General features: G+C 60.2%; 11 protein-coding genes and 1 tRNA gene. 6 read left to right on the top strand and 6 right to left on the bottom strand.

Annotated features, from left to right (window positions below; genetic code table 11):
• Positions 1–5 precede the first annotated feature (5 nt).
• The 6 genes from mutL to tgt form a co-directional block, all read right to left on the bottom strand.
• Positions 6–1,940, bottom strand: coding sequence for a DNA mismatch repair endonuclease MutL (gene mutL / locus BXU06_RS04250; protein ID WP_077297139.1), 1,935 nt, complete (start codon positions 1,938–1,940; stop codon positions 6–8).
• Positions 1,937–2,578: a DedA family protein gene (locus BXU06_RS04255; protein WP_077297141.1), complete on the bottom strand. Its 642-nt coding sequence runs from the start codon at positions 2,576–2,578 to the stop codon at positions 1,937–1,939. The genes mutL and BXU06_RS04255 overlap by 4 nt, the downstream gene beginning before the upstream one ends.
• Before the next feature lie 1,624 nt (positions 2,579–4,202).
• On the bottom strand, positions 4,203–5,138 hold the full coding sequence (secF, locus tag BXU06_RS04260; RefSeq protein WP_077297143.1) for a protein translocase subunit SecF: 936 nt from the start codon (positions 5,136–5,138) through the stop codon (positions 4,203–4,205).
• A 131-nt stretch (positions 5,139–5,269) separates the two neighbouring features.
• A complete protein-coding gene (gene secD, locus BXU06_RS04265) occupies positions 5,270–7,090 on the bottom strand; it encodes a protein translocase subunit SecD (RefSeq protein ID WP_077297145.1) in 1,821 nt (606 codons plus the stop codon).
• Positions 7,091–7,151: 61 nt separating this feature from the next.
• Entirely contained in the window at positions 7,152–7,418 is a 267-nt protein-coding gene (gene yajC, locus BXU06_RS04270; protein ID WP_253189520.1) for a preprotein translocase subunit YajC, read from the bottom strand.
• Positions 7,419–7,608: 190 nt separating this feature from the next.
• On the bottom strand, positions 7,609–8,724 hold the full coding sequence (tgt, locus tag BXU06_RS04275) for a tRNA guanosine(34) transglycosylase Tgt (protein WP_077297149.1): 1,116 nt from the start codon (positions 8,722–8,724) through the stop codon (positions 7,609–7,611).
• Positions 8,725–8,840: 116 nt separating this feature from the next.
• Between tgt and BXU06_RS04280 the strand changes: the two genes are divergently transcribed.
• The 6 genes from BXU06_RS04280 (at position 8,841) to pheS (ending at position 13,488) form a co-directional block, all read left to right on the top strand.
• Positions 8,841–8,917: transfer RNA gene (locus tag BXU06_RS04280), tRNA-Val, on the top strand.
• A gap of 189 nt (positions 8,918–9,106) precedes the next feature.
• Complete coding sequence (thrS, locus tag BXU06_RS04285) at positions 9,107–11,011, top strand: threonine--tRNA ligase (RefSeq protein WP_077297151.1); 1,905 nt, start codon at positions 9,107–9,109, stop codon at positions 11,009–11,011.
• A gap of 46 nt (positions 11,012–11,057) precedes the next feature.
• Complete coding sequence (infC, locus tag BXU06_RS04290) at positions 11,058–11,576, top strand: translation initiation factor IF-3 (protein ID WP_077297153.1); 519 nt, start codon at positions 11,058–11,060, stop codon at positions 11,574–11,576.
• A 162-nt stretch (positions 11,577–11,738) separates the two neighbouring features.
• The gene (gene rpmI / locus BXU06_RS04295; protein WP_077297155.1) at positions 11,739–11,936 is read left to right on the top strand and encodes a 50S ribosomal protein L35; all 198 of its coding nucleotides are present in this window, start codon (positions 11,739–11,741) and stop codon (positions 11,934–11,936) included.
• 10 nt (positions 11,937–11,946) lie between these two features.
• The gene (gene rplT, locus BXU06_RS04300) at positions 11,947–12,306 is read left to right on the top strand and encodes a 50S ribosomal protein L20 (protein ID WP_077297157.1); all 360 of its coding nucleotides are present in this window, start codon (positions 11,947–11,949) and stop codon (positions 12,304–12,306) included.
• 198 nt (positions 12,307–12,504) lie between these two features.
• On the top strand, positions 12,505–13,488 hold the full coding sequence (pheS, locus tag BXU06_RS04305) for a phenylalanine--tRNA ligase subunit alpha (RefSeq protein WP_077297159.1): 984 nt from the start codon (positions 12,505–12,507) through the stop codon (positions 13,486–13,488).
• Positions 13,489–13,499: the final 11 nt, after the last annotated feature.

The raw sequence follows: 13,499 nt of genomic DNA on the forward strand, positions 1-13,499 counted from the left end.
GGGGGTTACTGGCCGCGCATGAACAGCGCGTCCAGGTCTTTCATCGAGAGGGCACGCCAGGTGGGGCGGCCATGGTTGCATTGGCCGGAGCGCTCGGTGGCTTCCATGTCGCGCAGCAGGGCGTTCATTTCCGGCAGGGTCAGGCTGCGGTTGGCGCGCACCGCACCGTGGCAGGCCATGGTGGCCAGCAGGGCGTTGCGGTGTTCGGTCAGTGCCTGGCTGCTGCCGCACTGGCGCAGATCGTGCAGGATGGCGCGCACCAGCGGCAGCGGGTCGGCGTCTTTGAGCAGGGCGGGAATGCCGCGCACGGCCAGCTGGCCAGGGCCCAGCTCGGCCAGTTCCACCCCCAGTGCGGCCAGCACGTCGGCGTGATCGTGGGCCAGGCTGGTTTCTAACCGGTCGGCGGCAAAGGCAATGGGCAGCAGCAGCGGCTGGGTGGCCAGTTGCTGGCTGTCAAATTGCTGTTTCAGCCGTTCGTACACAATCCGCTCGTGGGCGGCATGCATGTCCACCACAATCAGCCCACTCGCGTTTTGCGCCAGGATGTATACGCCGTGCAGTTGGGCCAGGGCAAAGCCCAGGGGCGGCAGGCCGGGGTCGGCGTTGGGCTGACGTGGCACGGCGGCGGCGGTGGAGGCTGACGGCGGGGTCGATGTGGCCGTGGGTTCGGCTGGCGCGGATGCAGCGGCGGGTGTCTCGGCGCGTTCGCTGTCGCGCACGTCGGCAAACAGCGCAGCGTAAAAGCCCTGGGCGCTGTCGGCCACTTGCAGCGGCAGCGGGCTTTGTCGCGGCGCTTCGTAGCGGCTGGCCGGGCGCACGGCGGGTGGGGTAAAGCTGCCTAGCAGGGCGGGCCGGCCCGTGCGGCTGTCGTCAGGCGGGCTGGTTGGCAACGACGTGGAGGCGCTGTCGGTGTCTGCATCGGCAGGGCTGGCTGGGCCGGATTCGCCGGCCTTGCTGGCGGCCAGCGCTTTGTTCACGGCATGAAAAATGAACTGATGAATCGCCTGGGATTCGCGAAAACGCACTTCCACTTTGGTGGGGTGAACATTCACATCCACGCCGGCGGGGTCGAGGGTGAGAAACAGCGCATAGCACGGGTGGCGCTCGTGGTGCAGCACGTCGCGGTAGGCCTGACGCACGGCGTGGCCGGCCAGTTTGTCGCGGACAAAGCGGCCATTGACAAAAAAATACTGCGCATCGCGGCTGGTTTTACCCAGAGTGGGGCTGCCGGCAAAGCCCTGCAGGCGCAGCCCGGCGGCATCGGCGTCCACGGTCAGCGCGGTCTGGGCAAATTCGCTGCCCAGCAGCTGCGCCACGCGCTGTTCCAGGCTGTGCCGGGCCAGCCGCCAGCTGACCTTGCCATTGTGGCGCAGGGTCATTTCCACTTCGGGGTGGGCCAGGGCAATGCGCTCGAAGGTGGCTTCGCAGTGGGCGTATTCGGTGGCCGGGCTTTTAAGAAACTTGCGCCGCGCCGGGGTGTTGAAGTACACGTCGGCCACTTCCACCGTGCTGCCTTCGGCGTGGGCGGCGGGTTCCGCCGGATAGAGCGTGCCGTCCTGGGCCAGAATCTGCCAGGCCATGTCGGCACCGGGCGGGCGGCTGGTCAGCGTCAGCCGGGAAATGGCAGCAATGCTGGCCAACCCTTCACCCCGAAAGCCCAGCGTGCCCACCCGCTCCAGATCGCCCAGCGACTGGATTTTGCTGGTGGCGTGGCGGTCCAGCGCCAGCGCCAGATCGTCGGCGGCAATGCCGTTGCCGTCATCGTTCACCCGGATCAGCCGGGTACCGCCATCGGCGAGATCCACGCTGATTCGGGTGGCACCGGCGTCGATGCTGTTTTCCAGCAGTTCCTTCAGCGCCGCCGCCGGGCGCTCGACCACTTCGCCAGCGGCAATCTGGTTAACCAGATGGTCGGGCAGGCGCTGGATGCGCGCGCTCATGCCGACGCTCGCCGTTGTCGCCAGACTTCAATCACGCCAGGCAGGATGGAGACCACAATAATGCCCAGAATCAGCAGGCTGAGGTTGCTTTTGACTGCCGGAAGGTTGCCAAACAGATAGCCGGCGTAGCTGAAGCTGGCCACCCACAACAGCGCGCCCAGCACATTAAAGCGGGCAAATTGCAGATAAGCCATATGGCCCATGCCGGCCACAAACGGGGCAAAAGTGCGCACGATGGGCACAAAACGCGCCAGCACAATGGTCTTGCCGCCATGCCGGGCGTAAAACGCTTCGGTGCGGATGAGGTATTCGCGCCGGAAAATCCGCGAATCCGGATTGGCAAACAAGCGCACGCCAGCATGACGGCCAATCTGGTAATTGCAGGCGTCGCCCAGGATGGCGGCAACAATCAGCAGCGCCACCAGCAGGTGGATATTCATACTGCCCAACGCCGCCAGCGTGCCGGCGACAAACAGCAGCGAATCACCCGGCAGGAAGGGGGTCACCACCAGGCCGGTTTCGCAAAAGATGATCAGAAACAGGATCAGGTAAATCCACGGGCCGTAGGCGACAACCAGCTCGGCCAGGTGGCGGTCGATATGCAGGATGAAGTCCAGCAACAGGCTGATAAATTCCATAAGGCTTGGCAAGGGCTTTCAATAAAATGCGCCCCCAGCAAGCCGGGGGCTGAAAAAAATGGCTCAAACCGGGCCAGTGCGCCGCCCGATTAGCATCGTCATTCCCGCTCAGGCGGGAATCCAGAAATTCACCACAGCATGGTCTGGCATCCGTTATCGTCCATCGTCGGACAGCGGCCACACCCGATTCACCGTCAGCACGCGGTGGAAACTTGCCTGGGTCCCCGCCTGCGCGGGGACGACGCGGAAGGGAGTGGAAAACCTGGCGGCGGTGTGCAACCGTTACCTGATTTTCACCAAAAGCCACTCCCTGAGATACTTCGCCACCATCATTCAATCCACCGCCCATCGCGTCCCACTCCGTCATTCCCGCGTAGGCGGGAATCCAGAAACTCACCACAGCGTGGGATGGATGAATCCTCAACAAACAGCGTCCAAGGCAATTTTACCGTCAACACGCCGTGGAAACTTGCCTGGGTCCCCGCCTGCGCGGGGACGACGCGGAGGGGAGTGGAAAACCTGGCGGCGGCGTGCAGCCGTTGCCAGGTTTTCACCAAGCAAAATGCCACTGCCGAGATACATCACCACAATTCAACACCCAGCCCGTCGCGCCCCACTTCGTCATTCCCGCGCAGGCGGGAATCCAGAAATTCACCACAGCATGGTCTGGCATCCGTTATCGTCCGTCGTCGGACAGCGGCCACACCCGATTCACCGTCAGCACGCGGTGGAAACCTGCCTGGGTCCCCGCCTGCGCGGGGACGACGCGGTAGGGAGTGGAAAACCTGGCGATGGTGTGCAGCCGTTGCCAGGCTTTCACCAAGCAAAATGCCACTGCCGAGATACATCACCACCACAATTCAACACCCAGCCCGTCGCGCCCCACTTCGTCATTCCCGCGCAGGCGGGAATCCAGAAATTCACCACAGCATGGTCTGGCATCCGTTATCGTCCGTCGTCGGACAGCGGCCACACCCGATTCACCGTCAGCACGCGGTGGAAACCTGCCTGGGTCCCCGCCTGCGCGGGGACGACGCGGTAGGGAGTGGAAAACCTGGCGATGGTGTGCAGCCGTTGCCAGGTTTTCACCAAGCGAAATGCCACTGCCGAGATACATCACCACAATTCAACACCCAGCCCGTCGCGCCCCACTTCGTCATTCCCGCGCAGGCGGGAATCCAGAAACTCACCACGGCGTGGTACGGATGAATCCTCAACAAACAGCGGCCAAGGCAATGTCACCGTCAACACGCCGTAGAAACTTGCCTGGGTCCTCGCTTACACAGGAACAACGATTTTCTCCGGTTTCTCCAGCATTCCCCATGCTGATATAAAACTCAGCCCGTCGCGCTTAACCGCTTTACCCCCGTAAAGTCCGCCGAGCATCGCAGACAGTCAGGGGGCTGTCCGGCACGGTTGTTTGAGCGGCAGCGAGTTTCCGGGCCGGCCCTGACTGTCGAGAAGCGCAGGGCACCCGAAGGGCGGGCGTCCCGGGTCGCTTTTCTTTGCCTCCTTTCTTTGGCGAAGCAAAGAAAGGAGGGCGGGCACGGGGTGCAACCCCGTCTCAATTCAATCCCAGCCACCCCGCGCGCCAGCGCGGCTGCTCACCCCCAACACCCTACCCTCACACCACCGCCTCTTCCTTCGGCTTCACCGGCTTGATCATATGCTCACGCCTCACCCCCAGCGCCAGCGCAATCGGGCTGGCCACCAGCACCGACGAATAGATACCAAACACAATGCCAATGGTCAGCGCAGTGGCAAAGCCATGCAGCGCCGGGCCGCCAAACACCAGCATCGACAGCACCATGGCTTCGGTCGAGCCATGGGTGATGATGGTACGGCTCATGGTGGCGGTAATGGCATTGTCGATAATCTGTGCCGTGGATTTGCCGCGCAGGCCGGGTTTGCGGAAGTTTTCCCGAATCCGGTCAAACACCACCACTGATTCATTCACCGAGTAGCCCAGCACCGCCAGCACGGCAGCCAGCACGGTCAGCGAGAACTCCCACTGGAACAGGGCAAAGCAGCCCAGGATGATCACCACGTCGTGCATATTGGCCACAATGGCCGCCACGGCAAAGCGCCATTCAAAACGCAGGGCCAGGTAGAGCATGATGCCCACGCACACCAGGGTCAGCGCGGTCAGGCCGCTGGTCACCAGTTCTTCGCCCACTTGCGGGCCGACAAACTCTACCTTGCGCAATTCCACCTGGGTATTGTCAGCTTGCAGGGCGGTCAGCACCTGGTTGGACAATTGGGCACTGGTACGGTCTTTCAGGTTAGGCAGGCGGATCAGCACGTCGCGGCTGGTGCCCAGGCTTTGCACGGTGGCTTCACCCAGCTTGAGGCCGTCCAGCTTGCTGCGCACGCTGTTGAGTTCCACCGGCTGGGTGTACTGCACTTCCAGCACGGTGCCCCCGGTAAATTCCACGCTGAAGTGCAGGCCTTTGCTGAACAGAAAAAACACCGACAGCAAAAAGGTCAGCAACGAAATCGCCGTGGTGAGCTTGCCATAGCTCATGAACGGGATGTCTTTTTTGAAATGCAGCAGTTCCATGGATGTGGACTTTCTTGATTCTGTGTCCCGCGCTGGCGTCAGCAGGCAGGAAAGGGCGGAATATCACGCTCACGCTGTGGTGGTGTGCCACGCTGGCGGCTCCCGCATTGGGGTGCCGCCAGCGCCAGGCGTTACACCGACAGCTTGGTCAGCCGGCGACGGCTGCCATACACCAGGTTAACCAGACCGCGCGACACCATCACGGCGGAGAACATCGAGGTCAGGATGCCCAGGCAGTGAACCACGGCAAAGCCGCGCACCGGGCCGGAGCCAAAAATCAGCAGCGCCAGGCCGGCAATCAGGGTGGTGATGTTGGAGTCGAGAATCGTCGCCCAGGCGTGGTCGTAACCGGCCTTGATCGCCGCCTGCGGGGTGACGCCATTGCGCACTTCTTCGCGCACCCGCTCGTTGATCAGCACGTTGGCGTCAATCGCCATGCCCAGCGTCAGCGCAATGGCGGCAATGCCGGGCAGGGTGAGCGTGGCTTGCAGCATCGACAGCAGCGCCACCAGCATCAGCACGTTCACCCCCAGAGATACGGTGGAGATCACGCCAAACACCCGGTAATAAATCAGCATGAACACGGCAATGGCGGCAAAACCGTACAGGGTGGAGTTAAAGCCCTTTTCGATATTGTCCTTGCCCAGGCTCGGGCCAACGGTGCGTTCCTCGATGATGTTCATCGGCGCGGCCAGCGAGCCGGCGCGCAGCAGCAGCGCCACGTCGTTGGCTTCTGCCGGGTTCATCGACCCGGAAATCTGCACGCGGCCACCGCCGATTTCACTGCGGATCACCGGCGCGGTCACCACTTCGGCCTTGCCTTTTTCCACCAGCAGCATGGCCATGCGCCGGCCAATATTGTCGGCAGTCACCTGACGGAAGATGCCGGCACCGGTGCTGTCCAGGTTGATATGGACCGCCGGGGTGCCGTTTTCGTCAAAGCCGGGCTGGGCGTCATTGATGTTGTCGCCGGTCAGCTCCACTTCTTTTTTCACCAGGATTTTCTGCACGCCGCCCCGGCCAGTGGCTTCGTCCAGCAGCTCGTAGCCTGCCGGCACCAGGCCGGATTGGGCTTCGGCTACCTTGGCCGGGTCGTCTTCCACCAGACGCACTTCCAGGGTGGCGGTGCGGCCCAGGATGTCCTTGGCCTTGGCGGTGTCCTGCACGCCGGGCAGCTGCACCACAATGCGGTTGGCACCCTGCTGCTGGATCACCGGTTCGGCCACGCCCAGTTCATTCACCCGGTTATGCAGGGTGGTGATGTTCTGCTTGACCGCGTCGGTCTGGATTTTGACGAATTCTTCCGGCTTCAGGCTGATTACCAGCTTGTTCAGCGTGTCGTCGGTTTTCAGGGTGAGGTTGGGCAGCATGCGCGCCAGCACGTCTTCGGCGGCTTTCAGCGTGGTGGCGTCGCGCAGGCCCAGTTCGATGGTGTCACCCACGCGCTTGAGCGTGCCGTAGCGGATTTTCTTGGCGCGCAGCTCACGGCGGATGTCGCCGCTATAGCGTTCGATGGTTTTGTCCACCGCAGCCTTCATGTCCACTTCCAGCAGAAAGTGCACGCCACCGCGCAGGTCCAGGCCGAGGAACATCGGGTGGGCTTTGAGCTGGGCCAGCCAGGCCGGCGACGACGACAGCAGGTTCAGCGCGATGATGTAATTATCGCCCAGCGCCTGCTGAATCAGGTCGCGTGCCTTGATCTGGGTGTCCGGGTCGTGAAAGCGCACTTTCAGGCTGTGGCCATCCAGATAAATGCCGTCAGCCGGCAGCTTGGCAGCCTGCAGGGTTTTTTCCACCCGCTCCATCAGGGCGGTGTCGATGGCGATGGACGAGCGGGTGGTGGACACCTGCACCGCTGGACTTTCGCCATAAAAATTGGGCAGGGTGTACAGGATCGAGACGATCAGCACCACGGCGATGATCAGGTATTTCCAGAGCGGATAACGGTTCATGAGGCGCGTCGGGGGAGAGGGGCCGCCCGTTGTGCTGGGCGGCCACCGGAGTGAACAGAAATTACAGCGACTTGAGCGTGCCTTTTTCCAGCTTGCTCGCCACGGCGGCGCGCTGGACAACGATTTCTACCCCGTTGCTGATTTCAACGGTCAGGTATTCGTCGCCAGCCTTGGTGATGCGACCGGCAATGCCACCCTGGGTGAGCACTTCTTCACCCTTTTGCAGGGCGTCGAGCATGGCTTTGTGCTCTTTCATTTTTTTCTGTTGCGGGCGGACCATCAGGAACCAGAACAGAATGAAGATGCCGATCATCGGCAAAAATTGCATGAGTGCAGCTTGATCCATGATGAGTGTATCGACCTTGTGCAGGGCCTCGCCACAGGCTGGCGGTGCCGGGTTGTAAAAAACGGGTGAAGCAGGGCCTGGCCATCGGGCAGGCCGACCGGGCATTGTAGCTGTGAAGGGTGGACGAAATCCACCGCCAGCCAGCGCAGCCCTGCCGCCTAAGCGCCGTGGATTAATCCACTCCGCGCTGGCGTTCGGCGTGGAAGGTGGCCACAAAGCTTTCAAACTGATCGGCCTCAATCGCTTGGCGCATGTCGGCCATCAGTTGCTGATAATAGTGCAGGTTATGCACCGTGTTCAGCCGCGCGCCAAGAATTTCGCCCGCCCGGTGCAGATGGTGTAGGTAAGCCCGGCTAAAGTTCCGGCAAGCGTAACATTGGCAGGTTTCATCCAGCGGACGAGTGTCGTTGCGGTATTTGGCATTTTTGATCTTGATATCGCCAAAGCGGGTAAAAATCCAGCCATTGCGGGCGTTGCGGGTGGGCATCACGCAGTCGAACATGTCAATGCCGTGCGCCACGCCGTATACCAGGTCTTCCGGGGTGCCCACGCCCATCAGGTAGTGCGGCTTGTCCGCTGGCAGCATGGGCTGCATCACCTGCAGCATGCGCTGCATTTCATGCTTGGGCTCGCCCACCGACAGGCCGCCAATGGCAATGCCGTCAAAGCCGATGGCCATCAGTTCGCGCAGCGATTCTTCGCGCATCGCCGGGTACATGCTGCCCTGGACAATGCCAAACAGCGCATTCGGGTTGCCTTGGTCGTCAAAGGCCTTGCGGCTGCGCTCTGCCCAGCGCAGGCTCATGCGCATCGAATCGGCAGCGGTTTTTTCATCGGCGGGATAGGGCGTGCATTCGTCGAAAATCATCACGATGTCCGAATTCAGCACACGCTGGATTTCCATGGATTTTTCTGGGGACAAAAACAGCTTGTCGCCATTGATCGGGCTCTGGAAAGTCACGCCGTCTTCGGTAATCTTGCGCAAATCGCCCAGGCTGAATACCTGAAACCCGCCCGAATCGGTGAGGATGGGTTTGTCCCAGCCAATAAACTGATGCAGGCCGCCAAACTCGGCCACCACGTCCAGACCAGGGCGCAGCCATAAATGGAAGGTGTTGCCCAGAATGATCTGGGCACCAATTTCATTCAGCTCCAGCGGGCTCATGGCCTTGACTGACCCATAAGTGCCTACCGGCATGAAAGTGGGGGTTTCAATCGTGCCGTGATTCAGGACCAGCGTGCCACGGCGGGCACCGGCGCTGGTGGAGTGCAGAGTAAACTGGAGCATGATGTCGGAGAATGTTTTAGAAAAATCAGCGGGCTAGTATACCGCAAGCCGGGCGCTTGCAAAAAATGCTTGCGCATCGGATCAAATCTCTCTAAACTGCGCAGCTCCTGACTTACAGGCGGTTAGCTCAGCTGGTTAGAGCGCCACGTTGACATCGTGGAGGTCGCTGGTTCGATTCCAGTACCGCCTACCAAAATACTTTGCGGAGTTTTTCCCATGGCTTTCCGAACTACCACTACCGGCATCAGCACCCTAGCTTGAGCCTCGGATTGTTACTGCGAACTACTGCGTAAAACACAAGAAAGTGCGGCTCTGGCCGCACTTTTTTTTTGGTTTTTTTTCGTCACCCCCGTTGATCTGCCCCACTGCCCGGAGTATTGACATGCCTGATATCCGATTGCCTGATGGTTCCATCCGCTCCTTTGAACAGCCGGTCACCGTGGCAGGCGTGGCCGCCTCGATTGGTGCCGGCCTGGCCCGCGCCACCCTGGCGGGTCGGGTGGATGGCGCGCTGGTGGACGCCAGCCATCTGATTGAACACAACGCCGACCTGGTGATCATCACCGAGCGCGACGCCGATGGCCTGGACATCATCCGCCATTCCGCCGCCCACCTGCTGGCGCACGCGGTGAAAACCCTGTTCCCCGACGCTCAGGTCACCATCGGCCCGACCATCGAAAACGGCTTTTACTACGACTTCAGCTACAAGCGCCCGTTTACCCCGGACGATCTGGCCGCCATCGAAAAGAAAATGGCCGAACTGGCCAAGGCAGATATTCCGGTAGAGCGCTACACCCTGTCACGTGACGACGCCGTGGCTTATTTCAAGTCGATTGGCGAAGCCTACAAGGCCGAGATCATCGAATCGATTCCGCAGGATCAGACGCTGAGCCTGTACCGCCAGGGCGACTTTACCGACCTGTGCCGTGGCCCGCACGTGCCATCCACCGGCAAGATCAAGGTGTTCAAGCTGATGAAGCTGGCCGGTGCCTACTGGCGTGGCAACAGCAAGAACGAAATGCTGCAGCGCGTGTACGGCACGGCTTTTGTGAAGAAAGAAGAGCTGGAAGCCCACCTGCACATGCTGGAAGAAGCCGAAAAGCGCGACCACCGCAAACTGGGCCAGCAGCTGGATCTGTACCATATGCAGGACGAAGCACCGGGTTCGGTGTTCTGGCACCCCAAGGGCTGGCGTTTGTTCCAGACGCTGATTGGCTATATGCGCCAGCGTCAGGAACAAGCCGGCTATGTGGAAGTGAACACGCCGGATGTGATGGATCGCGGCCTGTGGGAAACCTCCGGTCACTGGTTCAACTACCGCGAAAACATGTTCACCACGCAAACCGAAGACGAGCGCGTGTTTGCCCTGAAGCCGATGAACTGCCCTGGCGCGGTGTCGATGTACGCCCACGGCTTGCACAGCTACCGCGATTTGCCGATGCGCATGGCCGAATTTGGCAAGGTGCACCGTTACGAGCCGTCTGGCGCGCTGCATGGTTTGTTGCGTGTACGCCACTTTACCCAGGATGACGCGCATATTTTCTGTACCGAAGGCCAGATGGAACAGGAATGCCGCGATGTGGTGGCGCTGATTCTGGATATTTACAAGGATTTCGGCTTTGACAGCGTGCGCATCAAGCTGTCTACCCGCCCGGAAAACCGCATTGGCTCGGATGAGGTGTGGGACAAGCTGGAAGGTGCGCTGTCTTCTGCGCTCGAGTCCATGGGCATGGCCTACGAGCTGTTCCCTGGCGAAGGCGCGTTCTACGGCCCGAAACTGGAATTTGTCTTGCGTGATACGCTGGGTCGCGACTGGCAATGTGGTACGCTGCAGGTAGACATGAATCTGCCCGAGCGTTTTGACATCAGCTATGTGGCCGAAGACAACACCAAAAAACGTCCGGTGATGTTGCACCGTGCGCTGTTTGGCTCGCTGGAGCGCTTCACCGGCATTCTGATCGAACACTACGCCGGTGCCTTCCCCACCTGGCTGGCACCGCAGCAGGCAGTGGTGATGACCATCACCGAAGCACAGTGCGATTATGCCCGTGAAGTGACGGCACAATTGCGCGCTGCAGGCGTTCGTGTTGAAGCCGACTTGAGAAACGAGAAAATTAGCTATAAAATCCGCGAGCATAGCCTGCAGAAATTGCCGTACCAGGTCATCGTCGGTGACAAGGAAAAAGCAGGCGGTCTGGTTGCCGTGCGCACGCGGACTGGCGAAGATCTCGGTCAGTTGCCGCTTTCCCAGTTTATCGAACGAATCAAGTCGGAATCGTCGCGTTAAGCCTTATGCCACGGTGCATGACATTTTGTAATTAGGAGAATTTGCTATAGCTCAGGAAAAAGAACCACGGATCAACGGTGAGATCACCGCACGCGAGATCCGCCTGGTAGGCAGTGAAGGCGAGCAGCTCGGTATTGTCGGTCTGCGCGATGCGCTGGAACGCGCCGAAGAGGCTGAACTGGATCTGGTCGAAATCGCCCCCACCGCACAACCGCCGGTGTGCAGGCTGATGGACTACGGTAAGTTCAAGTACCAGGAAAGCAAGAAAAAACACGAAGCCAAACTGAAGCAAAAGCAAATTCAGGTCAAGGAAGTCAAATTCCGCCCCGGCACAGATGACGGTGATTACAACGTCAAGCTGCGCAACCTGATCCGCTTCTTGACCGATGGCGACAAGGCCAAGATCACCCTGCGTTTTCGCGGGCGTGAAATGGCGCACCAGGATATTGGCCTGACCCTGCTCAAGCGGGTGGAAGCTGATCTGCTGGAAGTGGGCACTGTCGAGCAGTTTCCCAAGCTCGAAGGTCGCCAGATGGTGATGATGATTGGCCCTAAAAAGAAATAAGGGCTATCATAAGCAGTTAATCGGCACGGCAGGGTGATCTGCCGTGCTGGTTTTCGCCATTGGGGCAACCTGATGGTGCTAAAAGCGTGGCGTTGCGGGTTCTCAAGCACGGTGTTTTACCGTCACCTCTCGCCAAATCTAACAAATCAGCAGGAGCAATCCATGCCTAAGATGAAAACCAAGTCGGGCGCGAAAAAGCGTCTGAAAGTGTTGGGCAACGGTGGTGTTAAGCGCTCGATGGCATTCAAGCGCCACATTCTTACCAAGAAAACCACCAAGACCAAGCGTCAGTTGCGCGGTACCGTGATGGTACATAGCACCAACATGGCTGCTGTCCGTGCAATGCTGCCCTACGCTTAAGGAGTAAACTATGCCTCGCGTCAAACGTGGTGTAACCGCCCGTGCCCGTCACAAGAAAATCCTCGCGCTTGCCAAAGGCTACCGCGGTCGTCGCAAAAACGTATACCGGATCGCCAAACAGGCGGTGATGAAGGCCGGTCAATACGCTTACCGTGACCGTCGTCAGCGCAAACGCCAGTTCCGCACCCTGTGGATTGCCCGTATCAACGCCGCTGCGCGTGAATGCGGTCTGTCCTACAGCAAGTTCATGAACGGCGTGAAGAAGGCTGCCATTGAGATCGACCGCAAGGTGTTGGCCGATCTGGCAGTGTTCGACAAGCCGGCATTTGCCCAGATCGTCGAGCAAGCCAAGGCCAACCTCGCCGCTTAAGCAAGTGTGATGAAAAAGGGAGGCCCCGCGCCTCCCTTTTTTTTATCGCCGGCCCCATCGGCCCGGAAACGCTGAGCCAAGCCTGCAGGACACGCCATCCCATGCCTAACGCATGGCGCAGCGCTGGCAGCATTGGCTGAGCGTTTCTCCCCATTAAAGCGTGTTATCCCGAATTACTCCCGAGACAGACCCCATACCATGACTCATCTCGAAACGATTCTTGCTGCTGCCCGGACTGCACTGGCTGCTGTCACGGACACGGTTGGGCTCGAACAAGTCAAGGCTCGCTACCTTGGCAAATCTGGCGAGCTGACCGAGCTGCTCAAGCAGCTGGGCAAACTGCCGCCGGAAGAGCGCAAAACCGCTGGCGCGGCCATCAACGAAACCAAGCAAGCCTTTGAAGCGGCATTCAATGCCCGCCGCGATGCGCTGGCCGCCGACAAACTGGCCGCCCAGCTGGCAGCCGAAGCGCTGGACGTCACCCTGCCTGGCCGTGGCCAGGCCCAGGGCGGCCTGCACCCGGTGACGCTGACCCTGGAGCGGATTACCGAGCTGTTTCACTCGCTGGGTTTTGCCGTGGCCGACGGCCCGGAAATCGAATCGGATTTCCATAATTTCCAGGCGCTGAATATTCCGGCCAATCATCCGGCCCGCGCCATGCAGGATACTTTTTATGTGGAAGGCGGTGATGTGCTGCGCACCCACACCTCGCCCATCCAGATCCGCTACATGCTGAATAACCCGCCGCCGATCAAGATCATCGCGCCGGGCCGGGTGTATCGCGTCGATTCCGATGCCACCCATTCGCCGATGTTCCACCAGATGGAAGGCCTGTGGGTGGACGAACGGGTGAGTTTTGCTGACCTGAAAGCCACGCTGACCGACTTTCTGCGCCGTTTCTTCGAGCGTGACGACCTGCAGGTGCGTTTCCGCCCGTCGTTCTTTCCGTTTACCGAACCTTCGGCAGAAATCGATGTGCTGGGCGAACGCGGCTGGCTGGAAGTGGGCGGCTGCGGCATGGTCCACCCCAATGTGCTGGGCAATGTGAATATCGACCCGGAGCGCTACACCGGCTTTGCCTTTGGCATTGGCCTGGACCGCTTTGCCATGCTGCGCTACGGGATCAACGACCTGCGCCTGTTCTTTGAGAACGATCTCAACTTCCTCAAGCAATTCAACTGATCGCAGGCGAG

This window comes from Aquaspirillum sp. LM1, from assembly GCF_002002905.1.
In the GTDB taxonomy this organism is placed as follows: Bacteria; Pseudomonadota; Gammaproteobacteria; order Burkholderiales; family Aquaspirillaceae; genus Rivihabitans.